We start from the raw sequence: 26,309 nt of genomic DNA on the forward strand, positions 1-26,309 counted from the left end.
GAGCCTCCGCCCACCCGACACGACAACCGGGCTTTTGTCATGCCCGGACCCAAAAGTTGCCGAAATTCACGCCCCCGCCAGAATTCCGGCCTCAAAAAGCCACTACTCGCGGATCCGGGTCAGACGCGACAAGTTCGTTTTTGCTTCGTGGATGTTGACAGTGACGCCCATGACGAAGTTTTACTCAACTACGTCCGACTAAGTCCATTGTCGGTACCATGAATAAGTCCATGGCCATTACCAGCGGAAGATGCAGTCAGCCAGCAACCGGGTCGGTCTACGCCGGGACGGCCAGGTAACTCTGGGCCTCCAGCGCGCAGCTTTGACTCAACGACCCATCAAGCTGATACCAGCCGGGATGCTGGTCGAAGTCGAAGAGTCTGACCAGGTGGTACAGCTCCGAGTGCTCGTTGGAGGCCGCGAGTTCGTTTCTGCTTACATAAAATGGGGTCTCAACACGTGCCCGCGTCGTTTTGACCTCGATGAGCCGTTCCTTTCCGCTGGGCTCGAATGACAAAATATCGTAACCCAATCCGTCTCCTTGGGTTTGGGAAACGTGCTCGATCCGTTCGGCCAGCGGCGACTTGCCCAGTGCGTGCAGGCGACGGTGTTCCAACTCGACAACCGCGCATTCCCCGGCCAGTCCCAGGCTCCGGTTCCGCGCCTCGACGCCGGCATAATCCGGGAATCCAGCTCGCCCGGGGCCGGGCCTGCGGTCGGGAAGGACAACGGCCGGGGCGGACCCGGGTTCCAGTGAAAGGTCAACAGATCCCGGCCTGGCTTGGCGGTTGGCCGCTTGGATCATGGCTTCCAAGACACTGTTGTCGTTCACCTGAAGGGCAACCTCCCCGGCCAGGGATCCTTGGTAGTTGACGGCTGGCTTGTAGCCCCGGATGGGGCGCAGGCCGGACTCCATGAGCACTGCGGAGATGTTCTGGTATTTGAATTCGACGGCGCTCTCGGTGCGGTTGTTCAGCAGCGGAAGCAGGGCCCGGCGCGCGGCACTTTTCACGTAGCGTTGGCCGGCCAGTTCAGATTGGAGCATGCCGAAATAGCTGGCTACGGTGGCCGTCACCTCTGCTGCGGACCACGGTTCCGGACGTTCCCCCACCAACGCACACCTCCACATTCATGTGTGCTCCCAGGTTACCCCTTATGGCGTCGGGTACGTGGCGTGGGGTGGGCAGGCGGCAGCGCGTCGGAATGTCGGGAGGCGGGGCGACGGCGGTGGACGACGACGGCGGTAACGGTGCGGCAGGCGCGGCAGCGGGAACGCTGCTCAAGGGAACGCTGCTCGATACGATGATGGGATGCCCACTCAGGAGGAGAACGTGATCGAACTGGAAACCGCCTCCCGCGCAGCCGCGCAACTGCACGCTGTGCTGCGTCTTGCCGAATCCCGAAGGCTCAAATGCAGCCAGAAGACCCGGCGCCCTTCGGCTGCCACCGTCCAGCTGGTCGCCGATTCCCTTCCGGGGGCGGACTTCACATCGATGAGGCCATCTCTGCCTACGCCTAACCGCTGCTGCTGCAGGCAGGCAGGCAGGCAGGCGGGCTCGCCATCGTCGTCGGTTCTAAGCTGGAGCTGACCGCCAAGGGACGCGCCGCGCTGAAGAAGGAACCGCGCCGTCATCAAGGCGCTCTGGCAGGCGTGGATCCGCCGCGGCGTCATTGACGAGCTCAGCCGCGTTGACGCGATCAAAGGGCAGCGCTCGGCCAACGCGCTCAGCGCCGTTGGGCCGGCTGGGCCTGGATCCGGCCGTGCATCGGAGTGCGCGCGGACTATTCAGGCTCTACCTTGAGGATCCGAATACAGCAGCTTCGGCTACGAAAACATACACAAATGGGAGCTGCTCCAGGGTCGGTATGTGTTGGCGGTTTTGTTTGAGTACGCCGGAACCCTTGGACTTTTCGACCTGCGGTACACCGATCCGGAGGGTGCCCGCGATGATTTTCAGGACCATTTCGGCGGCGATCTGCTCGATTCCCTGAGCCGCTACGACGGGCTGAGGGCCATACGGCTCAACGGGCTGGGGGAGTACTGCCTGGGGGTATAGGCGGTGCGTTCTGCGCACCGCGCGGCGTAGCACCTGCGCAGGGAGCACTCCTGCGCAGCGTTCGGCGCTAACTCTGCGCCGGTTGCATCGGCCCCCACTCTTCGAAAGCGCGTGAGCGCGTGCCGGCGGCAGGGTGCCCGAATCAGTCGGTTCACAGTGGCGGGAGGACGTCCACCCGAAACCGGGCGCAGAAATCGATCAGCCAGTCAAGGTCGGTTCCGGCGCCAAAAACACGGACATAATCCGGCTGGATCTCCAGGTCGTCGGCCGTGACCCTGTCGCCGAAAAGTACATATGCTCGCTCGCTGTTACAGCGCCGGCTCATCCACACGGCCCCATCCAGGCCCGCACGGTGAGCTGCCGCGGCCCACTGCACCGTGTCAGGGTAACGCCAGGCGCCCGTGTCCGTGAGGTTCTTCGCCTCAATGCCCAGGGTCCGCAGGCCGGTGCCAAGAAAGGATGCCAAGCGCAGCTCCCGCCGGAGTGCAAGTTTCACAGCGACCTTGTCCGCATAATCCGAAGAGAGCAATCGACCTCCCGAAAACGGAACGTCGTGAAGCAGCCTTTCGGACACTGCAGCATCTTCGGTTGCGGCGGCGTAAAGCACTGGAACTTTCCCGGGGGTTCCAAAAAAAGCGAACCGTGACCCTCGTCCGTGACCCGGATTGAATTCATTTCCCTTCCGTCTATTGCTCAACACGCGGTAAAGCTCGGTGCCAAAGCTAAGGACTTCGATTTCAGGCCGAAACGGATGCGGTGGCTCCGGAGTCACCATTCGACGGTGAATTTCGCCTCGGCTGCTTCCGTCAGGGCATGCGGGTGATCCAAATGATCCACGGGCCTGCCTTCGTCCTCGAAATAGGACGTCGGCGAGACAAACCACAGGGCCAGGTCTTCCTCGCTCCAGTGAGATGCGCGGGCCAGCCGCACGAGCACAGCGATGACGTCGAGGACTTTGCCGGCCCTCCGATCGAACTGAAACCCGGGATACAGGTAGGCGTTCCGGCGCCGGATGCGAAGAAGGTGCCCCGCACGGTGCTGTTCCGAGGCGAAACTCCGGCCCGCCGACCGCGAGCCAAGAAGGACGGCCACCTGCGTGCTGGTGAGGAGTCCAAACTCGTCTTCCATCCTTCGCCAGGCATTCTCAGCGGCTTGGGCGCTTCTGGCCAACTGCGCAGACGTAGCGGGTTTGAGGGCGGCGAGCGCCGGACCGAGGGAATCCACGCTTCGTTGCATATTCAGCCACGCGTCAAATAATCGTTCCTGAGCCTTAGCAGATTCCGTGCCGACGCCCGTTGGTGCGCCGGCACTCTTCTCCGTCGTGTTGACGCCGCCATCCATGCCCCCCCCAACAACATTGTTCCGCCGTTTCATACGTTCCATCATATCGTTCAGAGTGCATGAAAGATATGCTGGTCTGGCCGTGGGATCATGGTCCTCTTGGCTTGATTTCTATCCCTTGGAGCATTTGTGGCGACGACGTTCGATTCCCTGCTGGGTTCATACCGTGACCTGGCGGATTCGGAGCGGATGAAGGGCAGCTACTTTGAGCTGCTCGTCGAGCAGTATCTAGGGCACGACGGCGTCCAGTCACCGCAGTACCAAAAGGTCTGGTTGTGGCGGGACTGGCCGGGGCGCAACGGCAAACCCGATACCGGGATTGACCTGGTGGCCGAGCGTGAGGACCGCGGTGTCACGGCGATCCAGTGCAAGTTCTATGCCGAGGGCCACAAGATCCAGAAGCACGATATCGATTCGTTCATTTCGGCGTCGGGCAAAACTCCGTTTAGCCACCGGCTGATCGTGGACACCACGGGAGCGAACTGGTCGCCCAACGCCGAGGAGATGCTGGACAAGCAGCACCTGCCGATCCAGCGCATCGGCCTGAGCGACTTCCGGAATTCGAACATTGACTGGTCCACGTATGAGTTGACGGATCCGTCCAAGGCTCCCCGGCTGCATGAGAAGAAGCAGCTGCGCACGCATCAGCATGAGGCGGTCAATGCCGCGATGAAGGGCTTCCTCGATAATGACCGCGGCAAGCTGATCATGGCCTGCGGCACCGGCAAAACCTTTACCTCCCTGAAGATCGCCGAACGCGTTGCGGAACAGGAGGGCCATGCCAGGATCCTGTTCCTGGTTCCGTCGCTGGCGCTGATGTCCCAGTCGCTGAAGGAGTGGTCGGATGAGACCGAGCTGCCGATGCACGCGTACGCGGTGTGCTCGGATATCAAGGTGGGGCGGCAGAAGAACTCGGACCTGACCGACGTCGCCCTCCACGATCTGCAGATCCCCGCCACCACGGACGGCAAAACGCTGCTCGAAGCCATGGGAAAGAAAACCCTCGATGAGGGCATGACGGTGGTGTTCTCCACCTATCAGTCCATTGACGCCGTCGCGCAGGCGCAGCGTGAGGGCCTGCCGGACTTTGACCTGATCATCTGCGACGAGGCCCACCGCACCACCGGCGCCACCCTGGCCGGCACCGAGGAATCGCACTTCGTCAAGGTCCACGACAACGCCATCATCGCCGGGGCCAGGCGCATCTACATGACGGCCACGCCGCGGCTGTTCAACGACGACACCAAAAATGCAGCCCGGGAACGTGACGCGATCCTGTGCTCCATGGATGACGAGGAGCTGTACGGACCGGTGTTTTACCGGATCGGTTTCGGCGAGGCGGTCACCAAGAAGCTCCTCACCGACTACAAGGTCCTGGTCCTGGGCGTGGATGAAACCCAGGTGGTCTCCAGCTTCCAGGACCAGCTGGCGGATTCCAACATGGAACTGCAGATCGACGACGTCGCCAAGCTGATCGGCTGCTGGAACGGTCTGGCCAGCCGTGACACCGGCAACGGCGGCCATCGGCGAAAAGGTCCCGCTGTGACCTCCGCCGCATGGGCTTACCGCAGGACGGAGCTCAGGAGCAGACTTGTCTCGCTGTTGACGACGCCCTCGATACCGCGGATCCTCCCGAGCACCTGATCAAAGTCGCGGAGGCTTTCGGTGCGCAGTTCGGCGACAAGATCCCAACCGCCGTTCGTGGTGTGCAGCGTTCGGATTTCGGGGATCCCGCGAAGCTGGCGAATGACCCGGTCCGTTGTCCTGCCCTCGACCGCAATAAGGGCAATGGCCTTTATCGCCAGCGGATCCAGCTCGTCACGCACTCTGGCGGAAAAACCCACGATGATTCCAGAGGAGAGAAGGCGATCGAGTCTGCTATTGACGGTGGCCCGCGCTACTCCGAGTCTTCGGGCGAGGCTTGCCACGGATGCCCTCCCGTCCTCCCGCAGCGCGGAGAGGAGCTGGCGATCAAGATCAGTAAGTGCAGCCATATACACAATGTATCTGACGCCGGTACATTGTGCGCATCCCCTCAATAAAAGTCGCACTATCTGGCAATTGATGTTGCATACTGACGAACCCTAAGGTTGAAGCAAGCGAGATCATCAACAGAAAGAGGATTGGAAATGACGCGCTTTGTCGACGTTCACAACATGGTGCGCTGGGTCGCCGCCCGTGGGCCGGAGGCCATCATCGCCGAGATGATCGGCTACCTCGAGGACGATTACCGCCGCTGGGAACGCTTCGATAAGACTCCCCGCGTGGCCAGCCACACTCCGTACGGTGTCATTGAACTCATGCCAACGAGCGACCACGAAACCTACGGGTTCAAATATGTGAACGGACATCCGTCCAATCCGTCCCGCGGGTTTCAGACGGTCACAGCCTTCGGCGTCCTGGCCAACGTCCACAATGGCTACCCCACGTTTCTGGCCGAAATGACGGTCCTGACTGCTTTGCGTACCGCGGCGACGTCCGCCATGGTGGCCAGGAAACTCGCCCGCCCGGATGCGCGCCTCATGGCAATGATCGGAACCGGCAGCCAGTCTGAATTCCAGGCTCTGGCGTTCCGGGCTGCCCTGGGCATCAGCAGTCTGAGAATCTGGGACACAGACCCCGCTGCCATGACCAAACTGGTCCGCAACCTGGTCCCGCTGGGCTTCGACGTCACCATCGCCTCCTCGGCTGCAGATGCAGTACTGGGCGCCGACGTCATTACCACCTGCACCGCCGACAAGACCGAGGCCACCATCCTCACCGCCGACCTCGTGGTTCCGGGTGTCCATATCAACGCCATTGGGGGCGATTGTCCTGGAAAGACAGAGCTGGACTCCACGGTCTTGGGCCTCGGCGACGTTTTTGTTGAGTATGCTCCACAGACACGTGTGGAAGGTGAGATCCAGCAGATGCCCGCTGATTTTGCGGTGACCGAATTCTGGCAGGTCCTCGGCAATCAGGCGCCGGGGCGCACATCCACCGCTCAGATCACCATCTTTGACTCCGTAGGCTTCGCCATAGAAGACTTTTCCGCCCTGCGCTATGCCCGGGATGCCGTCGAAGGTACGGACTTCTATGCGGACATCGACCTGGTCGCAAACCCGGAGGACCCCAAGAACCTGTTCGGACTCGTCGGTGCGCTCTCCCCGGTGGGATCCTGACCCGGCATGGATGACGAGGGCCCAAGCACGGGCCCAAGCGCAGGTCCACCGCGTTATACGATGGCCCCCGCGGCAGTACGGGCGCTGCGGCTTGTAGTGTCAGCCCCTGCTGGGATACTGGAAAGATGCAGAATCATCGGGAACCACAAGGCACCGCAACGCGGCAGATTATTCTTCTGGGCTCGACGGGTTCCATCGGCACGCAGGCATTGGACGTCATCGACGCTGCCCGGCAGGACGACGGGAGCCCGCGCTTTGAGGTTCTGGCGCTCAGCGCGGGCGGGACAAATCAGGAACTGCTGGCGCGGCAGGCCGTGCGTTTCCGGCCGCAGGCGGTGGGGATCGCCGCCGGGAATGCCAGCGGCTTTAAAGAGATGCTCGACGGCGTCGCCGATGCGGCAGGGGTGCGCTGCTATCATCCTCAGATCCTTGTTGGCGCCGACGCCTCGACCAGGATTGCCGGCTGGAAGGACACCTCGGACCGGCGGGAAGCCGGCGGCCGCGCCGCCGGTACCGGACATGCTCAGGTCGGCGCCGTCGTCGTGCTTAACGGCATCACCGGGTCGATCGGGCTGGCGCCGACTCTTGCGGCGCTGAAATCCGGTGCGCTGCTGGCCCTGGCCAACAAGGAATCGCTGATCGTGGGCGGCCAGCTGGTCAAGGACGCAGCCGGACCCGGGCAACTGGTGCCGGTGGATTCGGAACACTCCGCGCTGGCGCAGTGCCTGCGGTCGGGCAGTGCCGCGGAGGTGGACCGGCTGATCCTCACTGCCTCCGGCGGTCCGTTCCGTGGTATGGGACGGGAACAGCTGGCGCAGGTCACGCCGGCTCAGGCGCTCAAGCATCCGACCTGGGCGATGGGTCCGATGGTGACCACCAACTCGGCCACGCTGGTGAACAAGGGTCTTGAACTGATTGAGGCGCATCTGCTTTTTGACATCCCGCTGAACCGGATCGACGTCGTCGTGCATCCGCAGTCAGTGGTGCACTCGATGGTGCAGTTCACGGACGGTTCCACGATCGCGCAATGCTCGCCGCCGGATATGCGGCTGCCGATCGCGCTGGGGCTGGGCTGGCCGGACCGGGTCCCGGGGGCGGCGAAGTCCTGCGACTGGACCAAGGCGGCCAGTTGGACGTTTGAACCATTGGATGCGGCGGCGTTCCCGGCCGTTGACCTTGCCAAGGACGCCGCGCAGAGGGCCAGCACGTTCCCCGCCGTTTACAACGCCGCGAATGAGGAAGCCGTGCATGCCTTCCATGCCGGACGGATCGGTTTCCTCAATATTGTCGACACTATTGAGGAGGTCCTCAGCGAGCATTCAGCGCATTCGCAGCTCACGCTCGAATCCGTGCTGGATGCTGAGCAGTGGGCACGGACCCGCAGCATCGAGCGTTTAGCTCTCATCAGCCGATAGGCGAGCCGGAAAGATTATTGTGACAGTTTTGCTCTTCATCCTGGGCGTCATCTTCGTGGCCGTGGGCGTTGCCGTGTCCATAGCGCTGCACGAAGTGGGACATCTTGTGCCCGCCAAGCTCTTCAAAGTCCGCGTCACTAAATACATGATCGGCTTCGGACCCACGCTGTGGTCCAAGAAGAAGGGCGAGACGGAATACGGGTTTAAGGCCATTCCGGCAGGGGGCTATGTGGCCATGATCGGCATGTACCCGCCAAATCCCGGCGACGGCAGCGTCCGGCCCTCCAGCACCGGAATGTTCCAGACGCTTGCCACGGAGGCCCGCAGCATTGCTCATGAGGACGTAGGCCCCGGCGACGAAAACCGGATGTTCTATAAGCTGCCGGTCTGGAAAAAGATCGTCATCATGCTTGGCGGACCATTTATGAACCTGCTGATCGGTGTGGTGCTGACAGCTGTGCTGCTGATGGGCTTCGGTACTCCGCAGGCGACGACGACGCTGGCCGACGTCAACGCCTGTCAGGTGGCGTATGGGAAGCCGGCGCCGACCGATCTGAGCACGTGCGACAAGACGCCCGCGGCGGCTGCCGGACTGAAACCCGGTGACGTGATCACCTCCTTCGACGGCAGGACGGTGACCGGTTGGTCCGACATGACGTCGTGGATCCGGGCATCTGCCGGCAGGGATGTCCCGATTACAGTGCTGCGCGACGGCGGGGAGCTCACGCTGACCATCACTCCGGTGCTGACCGCGCGGCCGGTGACGGACGCTAGCGGCGCCGTCGTGCTCGACGACAAGGGCCAGGCCGTGACCCAGCAGGTCGGGTTCATCGGCGTGGGACCCACCACAGCGATGGTGGCCCAGCCGCCCAGCGCGGTGCTTCCCTCGGTGGGGGACAGCATGGTCAAGATCTCCGGGGTGGTGCTGAATCTGCCACAGCGCCTGGTGGGCGTGGCGAAGGCGGCCTTCAGCAGTGAGCCGCGCGATCCGAACGGACCCATTTCGATGGTGGGCGTGGGCCGGGTGGCCGGTGAGGTGGCGGCGATGGAGCAGGTTCCGTTGAGCGCCCGGATTGCCACGCTGGTCGGTTTGCTTGCCGGGGTGAACCTGGCCTTGTGTGTGTTCAACCTGATTCCGTTGCTGCCGCTCGACGGCGGCCACGTGGCCGGTGCGCTGTACGAGGCGGCCCGCAGGCGGGTGGCGAAGCTTTTCGGGCGGAGGGATCCCGGCGCCTTCGACATCGCGAAACTCCTGCCGCTGACCTATGTGGTGGCGTCGCTGCTGCTGGTGATGGGCGCACTGCTCATGTATGCCGATATCGTCAAGCCGATTAATATCTTCGGTTGATCTTGGACCCGTCGATTTACCGCGTTGGCCGCCCCACATGGATTTCACCAGCTGCTGAGCATCCCGGGCGCCTGCAGAGCGGACTCCACTCTTCAGATTCATCAGCCAGCCAAACCTCGACTTCCCGCGCTCAATCGACAGCAGGAGTGGGCCATGGCTGAGTTCCAAGGCAGTTAGTGGGTTAGGGGGCCGGCTGGCGGGTCCCTTGGCCCGGGGGCGAAGGTTGATGTTCACTTATCAGCCATTGAAGATTGATTTGTTAAAATCATCTGCATATGATTGATTTATGTTTGTCTTGACGATGGACCAGCGTGCCAGCCGACGAGGCCCCGATTTGGTTCCCGGTTTGCTGGAGATGCTTCGGGACATCCCCGCCAAGCTGGCGTTCGAGCGCTCGGTGGGTGACGAGGTACAGGGCGTGTTGACGGATCCCGGCTCAATTGTTGAGGTAGTCATGCGCGCGCTCCGCACCGGGCAGTGGTACATCGGGATTGGCGTGGGACCCGTGGACTTTCCGTTGCCCCCCAGCCCACGGGAGGCCAGTGGACCGGCGTTCGTGGCCGCGCGCGCCGCGGTGGAGCGGGCCAAGAAAACCGGGGAGCGCGTACCCTTGTCCGTGCAATGGAGCGGAGGCGGAGCCGCGTCGCATAAATCAGGTTCCTCCGAGCCCGGTCTCGACTCGGCCGACGCTGTCCAGGCCGGTTTCCGCCGCGCCGATCCGCAGCAGTTGGCGGCCTCGGCCGAAGCTGTCCTGGTCCTGACCGGCCGGCTTGTCAGAGGGCGGACGGAAGCCGAATGGCGCATTCTCGATCTGCTTCAGCCCGGAGTGCGGGGCGGTCAGGCCGCCGTCGCGGAACGGCTCGGAATCAGCCCGCAGGCCGTCAGCAAAGCGGTGTTGCGCTCCGGCTGGCAGGAAGAGCATGCGGGTCGGGCGGCGGCCGCCGTGCTGCTGAACCTTGTCTCCGATACTCTCTGACACCGTCCTGCCTTCCGGACTTCGGTAATCCTGACTTCCGGCGTTACGGACTTCCGGCGTTACGGACGTCCGGCATTACGGACGTCCGGCATTACGGACGTCCGGCATTCCTGTCAGGGGCTGACGTTAGGCTGTAGACGACCGGGACGGGATGCCGGTCAGCGAACCTTTTACCGAGAGAGCGGGTAGCGGAATGCAGGCGCTATGGATCGTGCTGACCGTTCTGACCGCGGTCGGCCTCGGATGGCCGGTCACCACCGGAATGCTCCGGCTGGCACAGGAAGCGGATGCCCAGGAGCGGCGTGCCCGGGCCGCGGACGGCCAAGAAGCCGACGGCACCCAGACCGAGCACCACGAAGCAGATGCCCCCGGAGACGAGGGTCTGGCCGATGCACCGGCCGGTGGCGATCCCCGTCCCCCTGCCGCGCGGGGCGACCGGCTCTCCGTCGACCGCCCTCCGCCGGGCGTGCTGCGCGGAGGCCTCGTGATCGGGCTGCTGGAGCGGGCTGCTGTCGTCATTGCCATCCTCGCCGAACAACCGGTGGCCATTGCCTACATTGTCGCCATCAAAGGACTCGGCCGTTTTCCGGAGCTTAAACAGAGCCCGGCCGCCAGTGAACGGTTCATCATAGGCACGCTCAGCTCCATGCTGTGGGCCGCTGCGGTGGCGACACTGGCCAAATGGCTTCTGCTGGGCGGATGATCGGCGGTTGATTCATGCCGCCCCGGCCGGCCCGGTGCGGTGTTTCAATGGCAGCGGTGCTCAAGTCGGCGGCGTGGGCGGATAAGCTGGCTTCATGAGCGCTTTTGCAGTGGAATATGTTTACAGCCCCGACTCGGCGGACGTGCGTGACAAGCACCGGCCGGCCCATCGTGCGTGGTTGGCCTCTCTGGTGGAAGACGGGCGGGTGCTGGCAACAGGCCCCTTCGTCGACGGCACCGGTGCATTGCTGATCTTCAAGACCGACACTGAGGACACGCTAAACCGCCTGCTGACCGATGACCCGTTCAATATTGCCGGCGGAATCGCTGGGCTGAAGGTCACCGAATGGAACCCCATGATGGGTTTGTTGAGCACCAGCTTGTAGTTACCTGGATCCCGTGCTGCGGTCGGGCCACGAAGCCTACAATTGAACTGAACCGCCGCCGTCAAGCCCGGGCGGCACTGGGTTCATATCGAACCAATAGGTTCACGTAGAACCACAAGGAGTACATTTTGACCTCGGTCAGCCTCGGAATGCCGGAAGCACCACCACCCGTCCTTGCCCCCCGGCGTAAGACGCGGCAGATCAGGGTCGGTTCAGTCGGCGTTGGCTCGGATTCGCCCATCAGCGTGCAGTCGATGACCACGACCCCCACTACGGACATCAACGCCACTCTCCAGCAAATCGCCGAGCTGACGGCGTCCGGCTGTGACATTGTCCGGGTCGCCTGCCCCTCCGCCGATGACGCCGAGGCTCTGCCGATCATCGCCAGGAAGTCCCAGATTCCGGTCATCGCGGACATCCACTTCCAGCCGAAGTACGTTTTCGCCGCCATCGATGCCGGCTGCGCCGCGGTGCGCGTGAATCCAGGAAACATCCGCAAGTTCGATGACCAGATCAAGGAGATTGCCCAGGCCGCCAAGGACCATGGCACCTCCATCCGGATCGGCGTCAACGCCGGATCCCTCGATCCGCGCCTGATGGAGAAGTACGGGAAGGCCACACCCGAGGCACTGGTCGAATCAGCCGTCTGGGAAGCATCTTTGTTCGAGGAGCATGACTTCCACGATTTTAAGATCTCCGTCAAGCACAATGATCCAGTGATTATGGTGCGGGCTTACGAACTGCTGGCCGAGCGCGGCGATTGGCCGCTGCATCTGGGTGTAACGGAGGCCGGCCCTGCCTTCCAGGGCACCATCAAGTCCGCCACCGCCTTCGGTGCGCTGCTCGCCAAGGGAATCGGCGATACCATCCGCGTTTCCCTGTCCGCCCCGCCAGTGGAGGAAATCAAGGTAGGCAACCAGATCCTGCAGTCGCTCAATCTGCGCCCCCGCAAACTCGAAATCGTCTCCTGCCCGTCCTGCGGCCGTGCCCAGGTGGACGTCTACACTCTGGCCGAGCAGGTAACCGCCGGGCTCGAAGGGATGGAGATTCCACTGCGCGTTGCCGTCATGGGGTGTGTGGTCAATGGGCCCGGCGAGGCCCGTGAGGCGGACCTGGGGGTAGCTTCCGGAAACGGCAAGGGCCAGATTTTTGTGAAGGGGAAAGTCATTAAAACTGTTCCCGAGGACCAGATTGTTGAGACACTCATTGAAGAGGCGATGAAGATCGCAGAACAGATGGGGGACACCGATGGCGAAGATGCTGTCAAGGGTGGTCCCGTGGTTAGCGTCTCGTAACGGCGGATCTCCTGCCGGTGCGGTGCGGGCCCTGGTCCATCAGGACACAGACGCGCTCGGCAGACTGGTTGGGCTTGACCCGGTGGCCAATGTTTTTATGGCGTCCCAGCTGGAGACGGCGGGGAGCGCCGTCCCGGCGGGGCTTGGTACCGTGGTGCTCGGTTATTTTGAGGACGACGGCGCACTCACGGGCGCCTGCTGGATCGGTGCCAACGTGGTCCCTGTCCAGGCGACGGCGGTGCAGGCCCGGTTCTTCGGCCAGTGGCTGGCTTCCTCGCAGCGGAATATTGCCTCGATTTTCGGCCCCGCCGAAGCCGTGCTGGGGATCTATGCCGAGTTGGAGTGTGCGGGCGCGAAGGCCGCGGAAATCAGAGCCGATCAGCCGCTCCTGGTCATGGCAGCCGAACCGGGACTGGCGGGTGAACCCGGGCTGGTGCCCAGCCGCGAAGAAGATTTCGCAGCGATCCTGCCCGCGGCTGCCGCCATGTTTGAAGAGGAGGTGGGGTATTCGCCGTTTCTGGGCGGCGAGGAGCACTACCGCCGCCGCATCGCGGCACTGATCCGGCAGGGGTACTCCCTCAGCCATCTCAACGGCAACGGCGAAGTCATCTTTAAGGCCGATCTCGGCGCGGTTTCCTCAGCAGCCACCCAGATCCAGGGGGTGTGGCTTAATCCCGAGTACCGCGGTCGTGGCCTCAGCGCCGGCTACATGGCCGCCGTCGTCCGGCTGGCTCAGTGCCACGCACCGCTGGCCACCCTCTACGTTAACGATTACAACGTCCGCGCCCGCGCCACTTACGAACGGGTGGGCTTCCGGCAGGTGGGGACGTTCGCGACCGTATTGTTTTAGATTGTTCCAGGCAGCACAAGGGCGGAACCTCTGCAGGAGGAGGACCAATGGCAGCAGCCGAGGTTGGCAGGGCGTTCGACGGGGACACCGGGGACCAATTCCGCTCGCTGAAATCCCTGCGGTTGTTGTCGACGGCACCGTCGCGGAGGTGCAGATAGCCGGTCCCGGCAGGGGTAATGCGATGGGCCCGGACTTCGCCGCCCTCAGGAACGGAAACGGGAGAAATGCCGGCCAGCGGGCGGAATTCCAACGGACAATCGGAAGGCTGCAGCAGGCCGTGGCATCGGTGCAGAAATCGTCAAGCCGGTGATTGCCGCGGTGGATGGCTGGTGCATTGGCGGGGGCGCGAGTTGGCGGCGGCCGTTGCAGCCAACCCACCACTGGCTGTGCAGGGCGTGAAGGAAGTCCTCAATTTCGGCCACGGCCGGGAAGTACAAGCCGGATTGGACTACGTGGCTGCCTGGAACTGCGCCTTTTTGCCCAGTGAGGACCTTGCCGAAGCCATGCGTGGCTTTGACGAGCAACGGCGGCACCGCGTCCCGGAGGGCGTTTCGCCGGGATCGGAAACTTTTGGCTCGTGCACCACCGGCTGTATGAACAGGTGATTGACTACAACGTCCCGTTGCTGTGGGCGAATCTGCTCTGGCTGCTGACCATCGTGTTCCTGCCGTTTCCCACCGAGCTGCTGGGCTCGGGCGATCGGCGTGACCTGGCCACGTACGCGGTGTATATCGGAACTTTGGTCTTCACCAGCGCAGCCATCTTGCTGCAGCAGGTCATTGTGGTCCGCTCTGCGGACCTGCATGCACCCGGCAATCAGCGGCCCCGTCGTTGCGGCCCTACGTGATCACCACGATCCTGCTGATTCTGGCTTTTGCCGTCGCGGTGACAATCCGGGGAATCGTTTTGTGGTCGCTGCTGCTGCTGGCTGTGGGCCGACCGCTTGAACGTCTCCTGCAGGAACTTCAGCGGCCACACTAGCGGTTGACCGGCGGCTGGTCCCCGCTCCGGGGCTGCCGTAGTCTTTATGCAACTAGTTGCCTTAAGGAGTTGCATCCGTGACGAACTATCCTCATTTGATGAAGCCGCTGGATCTGGGTTTCATGACCTTGCCGAACCGGGTGCTGATGGGTTCCATGCACGTGGGGTTGGAGGAGCTGCCCCACGGCTTTGAACGGATGGCGGCGTTTTATGCCGAGCGGGCCCGCGGCGGCGTCGCCTTAATGGTCACCGGCGGCATTTCCCCTAACGAGCAGGGGCGCCCGGCCGCCGGCGGAGCGAAGCTGAGCACCGAGGCCGAGGCGGAGCAACACCGGCTTGTCACCGAGGCCGTACACGCCAATGGCGGCAGGATCGCGCTGCAACTGCTGCATTTCGGACGGTATTCGGCGCAACCGGAACCGGTGGCCCCGAGCGCCGTGCAGGCGCCGATCAGCCCGCTGGTTCCGCGTCCACTTTCCTCCCAGGAGGTGGAGCAGACCATCGAGGACTTCGTGAACGCCGCAGCACTGGCCCAGCAGGCCGGCTATGACGGCGTGGAAATCATGGGTTCAGAAGGCTACCTGATCAATGAGTTCATCGTCTCGCGCACCAACGAACGCCACGACGCCTGGGGAGGTCCGTACGAAAACCGGATTCGTTTCCCGCTGGAAATTGTGCGCCGCACCCGCGAACGGGTGGGCCCGGATTTCATCATCATTTACCGGCTGTCCATGCTGGATCTGGTGGAGGGCGGGTCCACGCTCGCGGAGGTGACCACACTCGCGCAGGCGATAGAGGCGGCGGGTGCCACCATGATCAATACCGGAATCGGCTGGCATGAGGCGCGCATCCCCACGGTGGCCACGTCCGTGCCCCGGGCCGGTTTTGCCTGGGTGACCAAGAAACTGATGGGCTCGGTGTCCATCCCGCTGGTCACCACTAATCGGATCAATACACCGGAGGTGGCCGAGGAGCTGCTGGCCAACGGATTTGCGGACATGGTGTCGATGGCCAGGCCGCTGCTGGCCGACCCGGCTTTTGTCCTGAAGGCCTCCCGTGGGGCCGCGGATGAAATCAATACCTGTATTGCCTGCAACCAGGCCTGCCTGGATCACACCTTCGTTGGCAAGACCAGCTCCTGCCTGGTCAACCCCCGGGCCTGCCACGAGACGGAGATCGTTGTCACCCCGGCGCCGTCGGCTAAGCGGATCGCCGTTGTCGGCGCCGGCCCCGCAGGTCTGAGCTTTGCGGCAACGGCGGCCGAGCGCGGTCATGCGGTGACGCTGTTTGAGGCGGACGGCGAGATCGGCGGCCAGTTCAACATTGCCAAGCGGATTCCCGGCAAGGAGGAGTTTTATGAAACCATCCGCTACTTCGGCCGCCAGCTCCAGCTGCTCGGGGTGGAGGTCCGGTTGAACACGCGAGTCGGGGCCGTCGAGCTGGCAGCCGGCGGCTTCGATGAGATCGTTTTGGCCACCGGGGTCACACCGCGAATGCCTCAGATCAAGGGGCTGGACCATCCCAGTGTGTTGACCTATCCGGAAGTGGTCCGGGACGGGAAGGTGGTCGGGGCCAGGGTCGCAATTCTCGGCGCTGGCGGCATCGGCTTCGATGTGGCGGAGTACATTACGGCCGACGGCGAGAGCGCCACCTTGGTCCCGGAGAAGTTTTACCGCGAATGGGGCATCGATCCGGACTACGCCGATCGTGGCGGGATCCGGCCGGCCCAGCGCCCATCGACGGCCCGCGAGGTCTACCTGCTGCAGCGCAAGGCCGGAAAAATCGGTGCAGGGCTCGGCAAAACGACCGGCTGGATCCACCGGACCGAGCTGAAGGCCAGGCGCGTGACGATGATTCCCGGCGTGACGTATCACCGGATTGACGACGACGGACTGCACCTGAGCATCGACGGCGCCATGCAGGTTCTCGCCGTGGATACGGTGATTGTGTGCACCGGGCAGGATCCGCGCCGGGAACTGCAGGTGGAGTTGGCAGAACTAGCGGCACTCTCCGCGCAGGGAGGACCGGCAGGGCAGGCCGGGAGCCGTGCTTCGGTGCACCTGATCGGCGGGGCCGACGTGGCCGCGGAACTCGACGCCAAACGTGCGATCAGCCAGGGCACCCGGCTGGCAGCCGTCCTCTAACCATGTCGCTTCCGCATGCAATTCTCACGTCCCTGCTGGAAAGACCCGGCTCAGGGGCCGAGCTGGCACGGCGCTTCGACAAGTCGATTGGCTACTTCTGGCAGGCCACCCATCAGCAGATCTATCGCGAGCTGGCGCGGCTGGAGGAGCGTGGTCTGATCCGGTCCGCTGCGCGTGAAGCTACCAGGGGGCGAAAACGCGATTACGCGGTCCTCCCGGCTGGAGCGGCGGAGCTTCAGCGCTGGACCGGGCTGCAGCAGGATCCGCAGCCTGTCCGGGACGCCCTGCTGGTAAGGCTTCGGGCGGCGGCCGTATTGCAGGCAGGAATGACGCACGATGGAACCGTGCGGGATGGAAGCCTGCGCGCGGAACTGGCACGGCACCGGGGGCTGCATCAACAACAGCTGTCCCTATATCAGGCGGTAGAAGCCCATGATTTTACGACGTTTCCACCGCACCGGGAGTCCACAGCCGCCCCGGACGGACGCAGCTGCGGACCAGGCGTGGGGCCCAGCGGTGGACTTAGCGTCGGACCTGATGGTGGACCCGACGCGGCCCTGCAACGCGCGGTCCTGCAGGCTGGCATCAGCTTCGAGACGGCCTGGCTCAGCTGGGCAGATGACACCCTGAACGCCCTGCACCCTTCCCCCGACTTCTGAAATGCCCGCGATGGGGCCGTTTTTCATCGACGCGCCTCTCGTTGCGTTGCTCGTTCGCCACCGCGACGACGAGGTGGACGCGGCTACGCCGCCTACGATGAGCAGCCGCTCGATGAGCCGAATGAGCGGGGCGATTTGTCGTCGTTCCGACAAGCCGCCGTCCGCATGCGCCGTTCCCCGACAACGAACGTGAGCTACGGCAGGGGAGCGGTGAGGTAGCGCTGGACGGTAGGACCCAACAGGGCGACGACGTCGTCATGATCCGCGGTGGCCAGCGGTTCCAGCTTCAGGAAGTAGCGGCTGATCATCAGGCCGATCAGCTGACTCGCCACGAGGGATCCGCGCAACCGATGCGCAGCGGCATCGCCGGGCAAATCGGCCAACAGCAGTGCGACAATTCGTTTGATCAGGACTTCGCGCAGCAGGGCGGCCCGGGATGAGGAGCTCACGGCTCCGCGCATCAGCGCAATCAAGGCAGGTTGCGCGGGTGAGTCCCAGAGGCCAAGGACAGCGTGCAGAAGGGCTTCCCCGCGGACTTCCGGCGCGGTGTGAGCGACGCCGGCCAGGACCGTGCGCGGATCTGCGGGGAGTTCAATGCAGGCGGCAAAGAGTCCATCCTTGTCCTGAAAATAGTGATGCACCATCGCGGAATCGACCCCGGCATCACGGGCGATTCCGCGCAGGCTGGTCGCATCGTATCCGAGCTCGGCGAACAGCTTCCGGGCGCTGGAAAGGATCACTGCGCGCGTGTTTTCGGTGCCGCTCCGCCGCCCCCGCCGTGGCAGGCCGGCGCTCATGGCGTCTGTCTGCGCAGCGTCGGTGATGCCAGCAAAAGCACCGCCAGGACGAACCCGATCATCACCAGCACATCCGCCCACATGGCCGCCGTGGACGTGGAGTGCCCTGCGATTTCCTGCAGCGCGTCCACGGAATAACTCAACGGGAGCACATTCGAAACGGCCTCCAACACGCTGTTCATTTGATCCCGCGCCACGAACAGTCCGCAGAGCAGAATCTGGGGAATGACCACCACCGGCATGAATTGAACGGCCTGGAATTCCGTCCTGGCAAACGCCGAGCAGAGCAACCCCAGGGCCACGCCGAGCACGGAGTTCAGCACGGCCACCAGGACGACCAGACCGGGATTGCCCTTGATGTCCAGACCAAACACCCAATAGGCGACGGCGGTGGCCACCAGAGATTGCAGCGCCGCCATCATGGAGAACGCCAGTGCGTAGCCGAAAAGCAGGTCCGCCTTGTGGATAGGCGTCGTCAGCAGGCGTTCCAGAGTGCCCGACGTGCGCTCGCGCAGCATAGTGATGGAGGTCACCAGGAACATCACCACGAAGGGGAAAATGGCCAGCATCATCAACCCCACCCGGTCGAAGGTGCGCGGGATGCCGGGCGGCATTGTTTCGTTTTCGAACAAGTAATAGACAAACGTCAACAGCACGGCGGGAACCACCAGAATCAGGGCGATGCTGCGCGGGTCACCGCGGAGCTGACGGAGCACGCGGGCAGCGGTGGCGCCCATCATCCGCGGGTTCATGCCGCGCCGCCCTGGGCTGCGATGTCCGCCCGGATCAGATGCAGGAAAGCCAGTTCAAGATCATCCGATGCGCCACGGGAGCGCAGTTCGTCCGGTGTGAGCTGGGCCAGCAGCTTGCCGTCACGCAACAGCAGTAAGGTGTCGCAGTGGCTTGCTTCCTCCATGACATGGCTGGAAATGATCAGTGTGGTGCCGCCCGCGGCGAGCCGGGCGAAACGCTCCCAAAGCTCTGCCCGCAGCACCGGATCCAGCCCGACGGTCGGTTCATCCAGAATCAGCAGCCGGGGCGTGGAGACCAGTGCACACGCCAGCGAAACCCGGCTGAACTGTCCGCCGGACAGGTCCGCCGTCCGGCCTCGTGCGAGGTCAGTCAACCCGACGGCGTCGATCGCCTCCCTCACTTGGGCGCGGTTGCGGCGGTGCATGGCGCCGAAGTAGCGGACATTGTCCTCGACGCTGAGATCACGGTAGACACTTGGCGCCTGGGTCACGTAGCCGACGTCACGCCGCAGCTCCGGGTCGCCGGCGTCCTTGTCCATCACCCGGACTGTTCCCGACGTGATGCGCTGGACGCCGACGATGGCCCGCATCAGCGTGGTTTTCCCGCTGCCCGAGGGGCCCAGCAGCCCGGTGATGCGGCCGGAGGGGATGCTGAAGTTGAGCCCGGCCAGGACGGTGGCTTTCGCCCGCCGCACAGACAACCCGCGGACTTCCACGCCGGGGACCGATGGCGCCGACGGGGCATTGTCATGGGGGAGGGCAAGGTGGGACATGGCGGCCTCCAAAAGGCATTCCGGGCTAATTCATCAGGCGATGAATTAAAGCTAGGCCTGCGGAACGCGTCTGTCCAGCATCCTGATCAATCCGGGACACCTCTGCGGCGGCCGTTCATCGTGGACGGCGGCGTCAAAGTGCCTCACGGTGCCCCGGACGGTAGATTAGTACAGGCCTTTGTAACTTTGTCAGGCCCCAACTGCTCAAGAAACGGAATCCCCCGTGGTCCTTCGCCTTTCTACCCTGTTCCTTCGCACGTTGCGCGAGGACCCCGCCGAAGCCGAGGTGGCCAGCCACAAGCTGCTCCTGCGTGCCGGCTACATCCGCCGTGCTGCCCCCGGCATCTACACGTGGCTGCCGCTTGGTCTGCGCGTGCTGCGCAAGGTGGAGGAGATCATCCGCGAGGAAATGGCGTCCATCGGCGCGCAGGAGGTGCATTTCCCGGCGTTGCTGCCCAAGGAGCCCTACGAGGTCACCAATCGGTGGACCGAATATGGTGACGGCATTTTCCGGCTGAAAGACCGTAAGGGTGCCGATTACCTGCTGGCGCCTACGCATGAAGAAATGTTCACTCTGCTGGTCAAGGATCTGTACAGCTCCTACAAGGATCTGCCGCTGAGCATTTACCAGATCCAGAACAAGTACCGCGATGAGGCGCGTCCGCGGGCGGGTCTGCTGCGCGGGCGGGAGTTCATCATGAAGGATTCGTATTCCTTCGACATTGACGACGACGGCCTGGAAGCAAGCTATCAGGCCCACCGGAGTGCCTACCTGCGGATCTTCGAACGGCTAGGCCTGGACATTGTTCCGGTCGCGGCCACAGCCGGTGCCATGGGCGGGTCCAAGAGCGAAGAGTTCCTGCATCCGACCGCTATCGGTGAGGATACCTTTGTGCGTTCGGCCGGCGGCTACGCGGCCAACGTTGAAGCGGTTACCACCGTTGCTCCGAGGGACATCGATTTCAGCGGCGCCCCTGCCGCCGTGGTGCGCGATACACCGCAGACGCCCACCATCGCGACCCTGGTGGATGCCGCCAATGCCATTGCCCCGCGCTATTCCGGACCATGGACCGCGGCGGACACGCTGAAAAACGTCGTGCTGGCCGTCGACCTGCCCACCGGAGAACGGCAGCTCGTCGTCGTCGGCCTGCCCGGTGACCGGGCGGTGGACCTGAAGCGCATCGAGGCCAACATCGGGGTATACCTTCCCACCGCGGGTGAGATCGGCGTCGAGGCCGCCGGCGAAGAAGATCTCAAAAAACATGCCCTGCTGGTCAAGGGCTACATCGGGCCGGGACTGAGCCTGGACGCTGCGGTGCTGGGCGCCGAAGGGACCACCAAACTGCTGTACCTGGTGGACCCCCGCGTCGCCGCGGGAACGTCCTGGATCACCGGTGCCAATGAGGCCGGAAAGCACGTGTTCGGGTTGGTGGCCGGCCGGGACTTCGGTTGGGATGGCACCATCGAGGCGGTGGAGGTCCGCGCGGGCGACGAGGCTCCAGATGGCTCCGGGCCGCTGGAGGCTGCGCGTGGGATAGAGATGGGGCATATTTTCCAATTGGGCCGGAAATACGCGCAGGCGCTGGACCTGAGGGTGTTGGACCGCAACGGCAAGCTCGCCGTGGTCACGATGGGATCCTACGGCGTGGGCGTGACGCGGGCCGTGGCAGCGCTGGCCGAATCGAACCACGACGACAAGGGCCTCGTCTGGCCGAGGTCGGTCGCGCCGGCGGACGTCCACGTGGTGGCCGTCGGGCGGGGAGAGGAAATCTTTGCCGCCGCGCAGACCTTGGCCGAAGAGCTGGAAGCAGCGGGGCTGGAGGTCATCTACGATGATCGTCCGAAGGTCTCGCCGGGCGTGAAGTTCGGCGATGCCGAGCTGATCGGCGTCCCCACGATTCTGGCTGTGGGCCGCGGACTGGTGGACGGCGTCGTCGAAATAAAAAACCGCGCTACAGGTGTGGCGGACAACGTAGCCGTCGGTGCGGCGGTCCAGTATGTGCTTGACGCGGCGCGGCGTTGATCTCTGGATTTGAGAACATCCAGCTGGCCACGATCATTGTGGTGGTCGTGGCCGGCTTCGCCGCCGGCTGGGTTGACGCCGTCGTCGGGGGCGGCGGCCTGATCCAGCTTCCCGTCATGCTGATGATTCCGGGGATAACCCCCGTGCAGGCGCTGGCGACGAACAAAATGGGCTCCATCTTCGGGACCACCACCAGCGCTGTCACGTATTACCGGCGGGTGGGCCCGGACCTCAAGACGGCCATCCCGATGGCGGTGGTGGCCTTGGGTGGGAGCTTCGGCGGGGCGGTGCTGGCCGCCAACTTGCCGCAGTCCGTGTTCAAACCCATCATCGTAGCGGCGCTGATTGCGGTGGCCATCTTCACCGCGCTTAAGCCGAATGTGGGCGAGCTGACCGCGCTGAGGCATACCGGGCATCGGCACTATGTACTCGCGGGCGTCATTGGCGCCGTGATCGGTTTTTACGACGGACTAATTGGCCCCGGCACCGGTTCATTCCTGATCATCGCCCTGGTGACCCTGATGGGCTATGCGTTTTTGGAGGCCAGCGCGAAGGCCAAGATCGTCAACATGGCCACCAACGCCGGAGCCCTGCTGTTCTTCCTCCCGCATGGTTCGCTGTTGTGGGGCGTGGGCCTGCTGCTGGGAGCGGCAAACATGGCCGGCGGCTATTTGGGGGCCAGGACAGCGGTGAAGCAGGGCAGCGGCTTCATCCGGGTTGTCTTCCTGGTCGTGGTGGGTGCCCTGATTATTAAGCTGGGCTATGACGTATGGAATGAAAACCTTGCCCATAACGGCTAGGACCACCTGTCGGAACCGGTCTACAGGGTCTTGAGCTCATGCGCGGCAGGCAGCCCGGCGAGCGTTTTTCCGGCCAGCGTGCTGGCCACCCAGAGGGAGCGCACCGCGTCTCCCTGGTGGGCGCCTCCGGAAAAATACCACAGCGCGTTGTCCACCTCGCGCGCAATGGTCCATTGTCGGGCGACTTCGTAGTCCAGCCCGGCGGCAGCACACAGATCCGCGCAGCGTTCGCGCAGCGCCGCCTGCGGATCTGCCCGGGACAGGTCCGGAATCCGGTTCCACAGGCACGGTGCCACCGCGAATTCGGCCTCACCCACGGTGGGCTGCGGATCGATGGCGGCATAGCTTTCATCCGAAGGCCTGCCGAGGATGTTCATGAAGTGCAGATCGGAATGCACCAGAACGTCGCGCGATGACCGCCTGCCCACTGCCCCCCGTGTCTGGCAGACCTCCAGAGCGGCCTCCAGCAGCCAGCGCTCGAAAGGACGGCCCAGTTCGTCCCAGTCGGCCGGGAGATCGTCGCTCCAGCGTTCGGCCGTATCTGCGATGTGGGGGAGCTCGGGCCAGCCGGGCTGAGCGTCCTGAGGCACGGAAAGCTGCCGGACAATGCGGCCCCAGACCTCAATGGCTGGATCGATGTCAACGCCCTGCAGGGAACGTCCGGCGTCCAGTCGCTCCAGGACCATGGCACAGTCCGCGGGATCGTCTTCCAGCAACCGCACGGCCCCGTGTCCGCTCCAAAGCCGCAGCGCCAGCGGCTCCAGCCGGGTCTCCTCGGAAGGATACGCAACCTTCAGAACTGCCCTTGTCCCGTCCCCGGCCCTGACCGGGACCACGATGCCGGTTCCGCCGTTCCAGGGTTCCCGTCCCGCGGGCAGGTCCACTACGAGATTCCAGCGCTGCAAGGAGTTTTCAATCAGTACGGGGACGCTGGCCAGCCACGCACGCCGGGCGCTGCTGTTTCCGTAACGCCTTTGCAGGTCGGCGGGGATCGGTACGACGGCGGCCACAATCCATAGCCTACTGCCGCACGGCCGTTCTGTGGCCGCTGGCGGCGGGAAGGATTAGCCGACGACCCCGCTGGCGCCGAGCAGATTCCCGATCAGGTAGGTTGCTGCCAGAGCCAAGGCACCGCCGACGACGACACGCACCGCAGCGCGCGGGCGCGAGCCGCCGCCGATGTTGGCACCAAGCCAACCGGTCGCCCCCAGGGCAACAAGCACGGCTACGAAGGTGACAGGCACCCGCCAGGCCTCCGGCGGCAGCAGTATGGCGAGCAACGGGAGGATGGCGCCGATGGTGAATGATATTCCGGAGGCCAGGGCTGCATGCCACGGGCTGACGACGTCTTCCGCGTTGATGTTCAGCTCGACGGACAGATGCGCCGCCAGCGCGTCGTGGGCCGTTAGTTCCTCAGCAACCTGTTGGGCTGTGCCGGCGCTGAGGCCCTTGGCCTGATACATGGAGGCGAGCTCGGCGAGCTCCTCCTCGGGTTCCTCCGCCAACTCCCGGCGTTCCTTCGCGATGAGGTCGCGTTGGCTGTCACTTTGGCTGCTGACGGAAACATATTCCCCCAGCGCCATGGATACGGCACCGCCCACCAGTCCGGCCATGCCCGCAGTCAGGATCGGCCCCGTGCTGGTCGTGACACCGGCGACTCCGACGACGATGGCGGCCACGGAAACGATGCCGTCGTTGGCGCCGAGCACCCCGGCGCGCAGCCAATTCAGCCGCTGGGCAACGTCTCCTCGATGCGGTTCATTGTTGTGTACGGAGAGTTCCGGCGCTTCGCTCATTCCATCAGCAAACCACGTGAGTCCCGGTACCGCCAGCAAGGAAAGGGTGCCCTGACGACCTATCCGGAGCTCCGTGCACTGGGGGCCAATGCGGACTTCCGGAAGGTGCCGCAGATCGGCCGGCACCGGTGTGACTCTCGCGGAGCTTCCTTAGCGATCCGTGGTGATCCGTTGTGACCCGTGATATCCGTGGTTTTCCGTTGGTCACCCCACGCTGGCGGCCGAGGGTGCTGCCGAGCCTGGGGCGCCCGTGCCCGTGCTGCCGTCGTCGGCGGGAAGGTCAAGCCCGGGCAGGGGCCGGTCGGGCGCTGCCCAGAGCAACCGGTGCTGCGCCGTGTTAATCAGGCCAGTGATGGCCACGGACCGGATAGCGGCAGGAGGGCTTGTGTCAGTCGGGCCGCTGAGCGCAATGAGTTCCCCGTAGAGAAGTCCGAGCTGATCCTCCAACCCCGCCAAAGCGGCCGCCGGCTGGGCGGTGAATCCAGGAGCCAGAGCATACCCGGGCTCCACCGCAGGCACTGCAAGGCACTTGGCAGCGAGCAGATCCTGCAAAGCGCGCAGCGACGCCTCGTGCGCGGACAGAATCCTGACGGCCAAGCTGGACGCCGGATCCGTCAGCCGGGTGCCGGCAACCTGGTAGGCATAGATGGCCTTCTGCTCCGCGGTCGTGGCCGCCAAAAGCGCCTGTCCGTCATTGATCCCCGCGGCCGGTGACCGCTGACCCGCGCATGGAACGGACGAGGCGGCGGCCAGACCTGACGCCGCCGAGCCGCCGGATGGGGAGCCGGACGCACCGTTGGACGCACCGTTGGACGCACCGTTTGTTCCGGCGGCGGAGCCGGGAGAAACGCTGCCGGAGGCGAGGTACGGGGAATTCGGTACCGGCAGCGCGGCGGCAGCGGCTAAGGCCCGGGCCTGCATCAGGGTGGCGGCCCCGCCGGACGCCAGCACCCGGGCCACGGTCCCGTCTGCCGTCCCGGCGGCGGTTAGGGACGCGGTGCTGTTCGCTGCCAGGCCGTCGATCAGTTCTCCGATGCCTGCCGGTTCCGTTGCCCGGCCCGCGGAGCCGGAAGCAGATGCCGCTCCCTCGGTCGGTATGCCGGACCCGGGAACGGACAGCGCAGTCATGTAGCCATGCAGCATCGTGTCGGCGGCCTGGAGCTGCGCGGCAATGGCGGGCGCGGGTGCCGCAGCCTGCAGAGCGGCCACCGAACCCGCGAGAACGCTGGCACTGGATAGGGCATCCTGTCGGGCGAGCTCGGTAGCGGATGGCCCGGCAGGTTCCGGCTCCCTCATGCTGGCAACTACAGTTCCCAGACTTAGGACCAGGGCGGCGGCCACCAGGAGAAGCAGCAGCCGGCGAACGACACCGGCCCCCGCGCGCACGGTACCGCGCCCCCGGCCGCTTCCGGACGGGCCCAGGCCGTGTTCTGACCCCGACGCCGCTTGCCGGCTTAGGGCGTCGATTCCGGTGCCTGCGTGCGCGGCACCGGTGGGGCCTGGAGTCCCGGGCACCGCCGCGGGCTCCGGTCCCGGGTGAGGTGCGGGCTCCGGCTCTCCGGCTGCTTTGGCCGCAGGGTCCGCTCCGGGCTCCGGCTCTCCGGCTGCTTTGGCCGCAAGGTCCGCTCCGGGCTCCGGCGAGGTAGTCGTTTCATGATCCGGCCCGGATGATGCAACGGCAGCCGGGGTGATGTTGGTCTCCGCGGCGGCTGTCCCACGGACGTATGCCGCCGGATCCGGCACGGACCGAGGCGTCGCATCGGTCCCTGCCGCGCTGCCGGCTTCCACATCGGCTGCGGTAAAAAACTCTGCCGGAGGGGTGGCAGGCGTGGTCGCCCTATGGGGTTCCGTGCGGCGGATACCGCGCGCGGTTCCGGACAAATTGGTGCCTCGCCGGCGGTCGCCGTCGTCGCTGGCGGAGCAGGAGTCATTCACAATGACTGATGATCTCACGCCGCTTGCTCCGCGCGCACACAACGCGCTCGAACGCCCGCTGGAAGGGCGTGCAACGGCCGGTGCCGGTTCACCCGATCGGCTCGAAACTCGGTAGGAT

Annotated in this window: 26 protein-coding genes; 16 read left to right on the forward strand and 10 right to left on the reverse strand. The window is 64.4% G+C overall.

Annotated elements, in window-relative coordinates; translation table 11 throughout:
* Positions 1-277: 277 nt before the first annotated feature.
* Positions 278-1,111, reverse strand: coding sequence for a protein NO VEIN domain-containing protein (locus tag QMG52_RS14405; RefSeq protein WP_283561087.1), 834 nt, complete (start codon positions 1,109-1,111; stop codon positions 278-280).
* Positions 1,112-1,868: 757 nt separating this feature from the next.
* On the opposite strand from QMG52_RS14405, the gene QMG52_RS14410 reads away from it, so the two are divergent.
* Complete coding sequence (locus QMG52_RS14410) at positions 1,869-2,057, forward strand: hypothetical protein (protein ID WP_283561088.1); 189 nt, start codon at positions 1,869-1,871, stop codon at positions 2,055-2,057.
* Between the two features lie 151 nt (positions 2,058-2,208).
* Here QMG52_RS14410 and QMG52_RS14415 read toward each other — a convergent pair whose 3' ends face one another.
* Together QMG52_RS14415 and QMG52_RS14420 are read right to left on the reverse strand one after the other, a co-directional pair.
* Positions 2,209-2,832: an RES family NAD+ phosphorylase gene (locus tag QMG52_RS14415; protein WP_283561089.1), complete on the reverse strand. Its 624-nt coding sequence runs from the start codon at positions 2,830-2,832 to the stop codon at positions 2,209-2,211.
* Positions 2,826-3,431, reverse strand: coding sequence for a hypothetical protein (locus QMG52_RS14420; RefSeq protein WP_283561090.1), 606 nt, complete (start codon positions 3,429-3,431; stop codon positions 2,826-2,828). The genes QMG52_RS14415 and QMG52_RS14420 overlap by 7 nt, the downstream gene beginning before the upstream one ends.
* A gap of 96 nt (positions 3,432-3,527) precedes the next feature.
* Here QMG52_RS14420 and QMG52_RS14425 point away from each other — a divergent pair, with 96 nt between their 5' ends.
* A complete protein-coding gene (locus QMG52_RS14425) occupies positions 3,528-5,042 on the forward strand; it encodes a restriction endonuclease (RefSeq protein WP_283561091.1) in 1,515 nt (504 codons plus the stop codon).
* Here QMG52_RS14425 and QMG52_RS14430 read toward each other — a convergent pair.
* On the reverse strand, positions 4,961-5,392 hold the full coding sequence (locus QMG52_RS14430) for an Lrp/AsnC family transcriptional regulator (protein WP_283561092.1): 432 nt from the start codon (positions 5,390-5,392) through the stop codon (positions 4,961-4,963). The genes QMG52_RS14425 and QMG52_RS14430 overlap by 82 nt on opposite strands.
* Positions 5,393-5,527: 135 nt before the next feature.
* Here QMG52_RS14430 and ocd point away from each other — a divergent pair, with 135 nt between their 5' ends.
* From ocd to QMG52_RS14490, 12 genes are all read left to right on the forward strand, one after another.
* A complete protein-coding gene (gene ocd, locus QMG52_RS14435) occupies positions 5,528-6,559 on the forward strand; it encodes an ornithine cyclodeaminase (protein WP_283561093.1) in 1,032 nt (343 codons plus the stop codon).
* Between the two features lie 125 nt (positions 6,560-6,684).
* Complete coding sequence (gene dxr / locus QMG52_RS14440; protein ID WP_283561094.1) at positions 6,685-7,974, forward strand: 1-deoxy-D-xylulose-5-phosphate reductoisomerase; 1,290 nt, start codon at positions 6,685-6,687, stop codon at positions 7,972-7,974.
* A gap of 16 nt (positions 7,975-7,990) precedes the next feature.
* The gene (locus QMG52_RS14445; RefSeq protein WP_283561168.1) at positions 7,991-9,322 is read left to right on the forward strand and encodes a M50 family metallopeptidase; all 1,332 of its coding nucleotides are present in this window, start codon (positions 7,991-7,993) and stop codon (positions 9,320-9,322) included.
* A 286-nt stretch (positions 9,323-9,608) separates the two neighbouring features.
* Positions 9,609-10,298 (forward strand): MarR family transcriptional regulator, encoded by a 690-nt coding sequence (locus QMG52_RS14450; RefSeq protein WP_283561095.1) that lies wholly within the window; start codon positions 9,609-9,611, stop codon positions 10,296-10,298.
* A 193-nt stretch (positions 10,299-10,491) separates the two neighbouring features.
* A complete protein-coding gene (locus QMG52_RS14455) occupies positions 10,492-11,001 on the forward strand; it encodes a hypothetical protein (protein ID WP_283561096.1) in 510 nt (169 codons plus the stop codon).
* A gap of 94 nt (positions 11,002-11,095) precedes the next feature.
* Positions 11,096-11,386: a YciI family protein gene (locus QMG52_RS14460; RefSeq protein WP_283561097.1), complete on the forward strand. Its 291-nt coding sequence runs from the start codon at positions 11,096-11,098 to the stop codon at positions 11,384-11,386.
* Positions 11,387-11,514: 128 nt separating this feature from the next.
* Positions 11,515-12,681, forward strand: a complete 1,167-nt coding sequence (gene ispG, locus QMG52_RS14465; RefSeq protein ID WP_283561098.1) for a flavodoxin-dependent (E)-4-hydroxy-3-methylbut-2-enyl-diphosphate synthase — start codon at positions 11,515-11,517, stop codon at positions 12,679-12,681.
* Complete coding sequence (locus tag QMG52_RS14470; protein ID WP_349361731.1) at positions 12,635-13,531, forward strand: GNAT family N-acetyltransferase; 897 nt, start codon at positions 12,635-12,637, stop codon at positions 13,529-13,531. The genes ispG and QMG52_RS14470 overlap by 47 nt, the downstream gene beginning before the upstream one ends.
* 559 nt (positions 13,532-14,090) lie before the next feature.
* Complete coding sequence (locus QMG52_RS14475; RefSeq protein WP_283561170.1) at positions 14,091-14,378, forward strand: TMEM175 family protein; 288 nt, start codon at positions 14,091-14,093, stop codon at positions 14,376-14,378.
* Complete coding sequence (locus QMG52_RS14480; protein ID WP_283561099.1) at positions 14,375-14,512, forward strand: hypothetical protein; 138 nt, start codon at positions 14,375-14,377, stop codon at positions 14,510-14,512. Before QMG52_RS14475 ends, QMG52_RS14480 begins: the two co-directional genes overlap by 4 nt.
* Before the next feature lie 77 nt (positions 14,513-14,589).
* Entirely contained in the window at positions 14,590-16,656 is a 2,067-nt protein-coding gene (locus QMG52_RS14485; RefSeq protein ID WP_283561100.1) for an oxidoreductase, read from the forward strand.
* A gap of 2 nt (positions 16,657-16,658) precedes the next feature.
* Entirely contained in the window at positions 16,659-17,315 is a 657-nt protein-coding gene (locus QMG52_RS14490) for a PadR family transcriptional regulator (RefSeq protein WP_283561101.1), read from the forward strand.
* Positions 17,316-17,509: 194 nt separating this feature from the next.
* Here QMG52_RS14490 and QMG52_RS14495 read toward each other — a convergent pair whose 3' ends face one another.
* The 3 genes from QMG52_RS14495 to QMG52_RS14505 are packed head-to-tail and all read right to left on the reverse strand — an operon-like array spanning position 17,510 to position 19,637.
* The gene (locus QMG52_RS14495) at positions 17,510-18,112 is read right to left on the reverse strand and encodes a TetR/AcrR family transcriptional regulator (RefSeq protein ID WP_283561102.1); all 603 of its coding nucleotides are present in this window, start codon (positions 18,110-18,112) and stop codon (positions 17,510-17,512) included.
* A complete protein-coding gene (locus QMG52_RS14500; protein ID WP_283561103.1) occupies positions 18,109-18,864 on the reverse strand; it encodes an ABC transporter permease in 756 nt (251 codons plus the stop codon). The genes QMG52_RS14495 and QMG52_RS14500 overlap by 4 nt, the downstream gene beginning before the upstream one ends.
* Positions 18,861-19,637, reverse strand: a complete 777-nt coding sequence (locus tag QMG52_RS14505; protein ID WP_283561104.1) for an ABC transporter ATP-binding protein — start codon at positions 19,635-19,637, stop codon at positions 18,861-18,863. Before QMG52_RS14505 ends, QMG52_RS14500 begins: the two co-directional genes overlap by 4 nt.
* A gap of 223 nt (positions 19,638-19,860) precedes the next feature.
* Between QMG52_RS14505 and QMG52_RS14510 the strand changes: the two genes are divergently transcribed.
* Both QMG52_RS14510 and QMG52_RS14515 read left to right on the forward strand, forming a co-directional pair.
* On the forward strand, positions 19,861-21,660 hold the full coding sequence (locus QMG52_RS14510) for a proline--tRNA ligase (protein ID WP_283561105.1): 1,800 nt from the start codon (positions 19,861-19,863) through the stop codon (positions 21,658-21,660).
* Entirely contained in the window at positions 21,657-22,460 is an 804-nt protein-coding gene (locus QMG52_RS14515; RefSeq protein WP_283561106.1) for a sulfite exporter TauE/SafE family protein, read from the forward strand. Before QMG52_RS14510 ends, QMG52_RS14515 begins: the two co-directional genes overlap by 4 nt.
* Positions 22,461-22,480: 20 nt before the next feature.
* Here the strand turns inward: QMG52_RS14515 and QMG52_RS14520 are convergent, their stop codons facing one another.
* The 3 genes from QMG52_RS14520 to QMG52_RS14530 form a co-directional block, all read right to left on the reverse strand.
* Entirely contained in the window at positions 22,481-23,470 is a 990-nt protein-coding gene (locus QMG52_RS14520) for an aminoglycoside phosphotransferase family protein (protein ID WP_283561107.1), read from the reverse strand.
* 54 nt (positions 23,471-23,524) lie between these two features.
* The gene (locus QMG52_RS14525) at positions 23,525-24,256 is read right to left on the reverse strand and encodes a VIT1/CCC1 transporter family protein (protein ID WP_283561108.1); all 732 of its coding nucleotides are present in this window, start codon (positions 24,254-24,256) and stop codon (positions 23,525-23,527) included.
* 204 nt (positions 24,257-24,460) lie between these two features.
* On the reverse strand, positions 24,461-26,209 hold the full coding sequence (locus tag QMG52_RS14530) for a DUF4439 domain-containing protein (RefSeq protein WP_283561109.1): 1,749 nt from the start codon (positions 26,207-26,209) through the stop codon (positions 24,461-24,463).
* Positions 26,210-26,309: the final 100 nt, after the last annotated feature.

Source organism: Paenarthrobacter sp. PH39-S1, from assembly GCF_030063245.1.
Classification (GTDB): Bacteria; Actinomycetota; Actinomycetes; order Actinomycetales; family Micrococcaceae; genus Arthrobacter_M.

Coding starts and splice junctions, on each gene's coding strand:
- QMG52_RS14415 (WP_283561089.1), bottom strand. CDS start 2,832: ATGGTGACTCCGGAGCCACCGCATCCGTTTCGGCCTGAAATCGAAGTC.
- QMG52_RS14420 (WP_283561090.1), bottom strand. CDS start 3,431: ATGAAACGGCGGAACAATGTTGTTGGGGGGGGCATGGATGGCGGCGTC.
- QMG52_RS14430 (WP_283561092.1), bottom strand. CDS start 5,392: ATGGCTGCACTTACTGATCTTGATCGCCAGCTCCTCTCCGCGCTGCGG.
- ocd (WP_283561093.1), top strand. CDS start 5,528: ATGACGCGCTTTGTCGACGTTCACAACATGGTGCGCTGGGTCGCCGCC.
- dxr (WP_283561094.1), top strand. CDS start 6,685: ATGCAGAATCATCGGGAACCACAAGGCACCGCAACGCGGCAGATTATT.
- QMG52_RS14450 (WP_283561095.1), top strand. CDS start 9,609: ATGTTTGTCTTGACGATGGACCAGCGTGCCAGCCGACGAGGCCCCGAT.
- QMG52_RS14455 (WP_283561096.1), top strand. CDS start 10,492: ATGCAGGCGCTATGGATCGTGCTGACCGTTCTGACCGCGGTCGGCCTC.
- QMG52_RS14460 (WP_283561097.1), top strand. CDS start 11,096: ATGAGCGCTTTTGCAGTGGAATATGTTTACAGCCCCGACTCGGCGGAC.
- QMG52_RS14470 (WP_349361731.1), top strand. CDS start 12,635: ATGGCGAAGATGCTGTCAAGGGTGGTCCCGTGGTTAGCGTCTCGTAAC.
- QMG52_RS14490 (WP_283561101.1), top strand. CDS start 16,659: ATGTCGCTTCCGCATGCAATTCTCACGTCCCTGCTGGAAAGACCCGGC.
- QMG52_RS14495 (WP_283561102.1), bottom strand. CDS start 18,112: ATGAGCGCCGGCCTGCCACGGCGGGGGCGGCGGAGCGGCACCGAAAAC.
- QMG52_RS14500 (WP_283561103.1), bottom strand. CDS start 18,864: ATGAACCCGCGGATGATGGGCGCCACCGCTGCCCGCGTGCTCCGTCAG.
- QMG52_RS14505 (WP_283561104.1), bottom strand. CDS start 19,637: ATGTCCCACCTTGCCCTCCCCCATGACAATGCCCCGTCGGCGCCATCG.
- QMG52_RS14525 (WP_283561108.1), bottom strand. CDS start 24,256: ATGAGCGAAGCGCCGGAACTCTCCGTACACAACAATGAACCGCATCGA.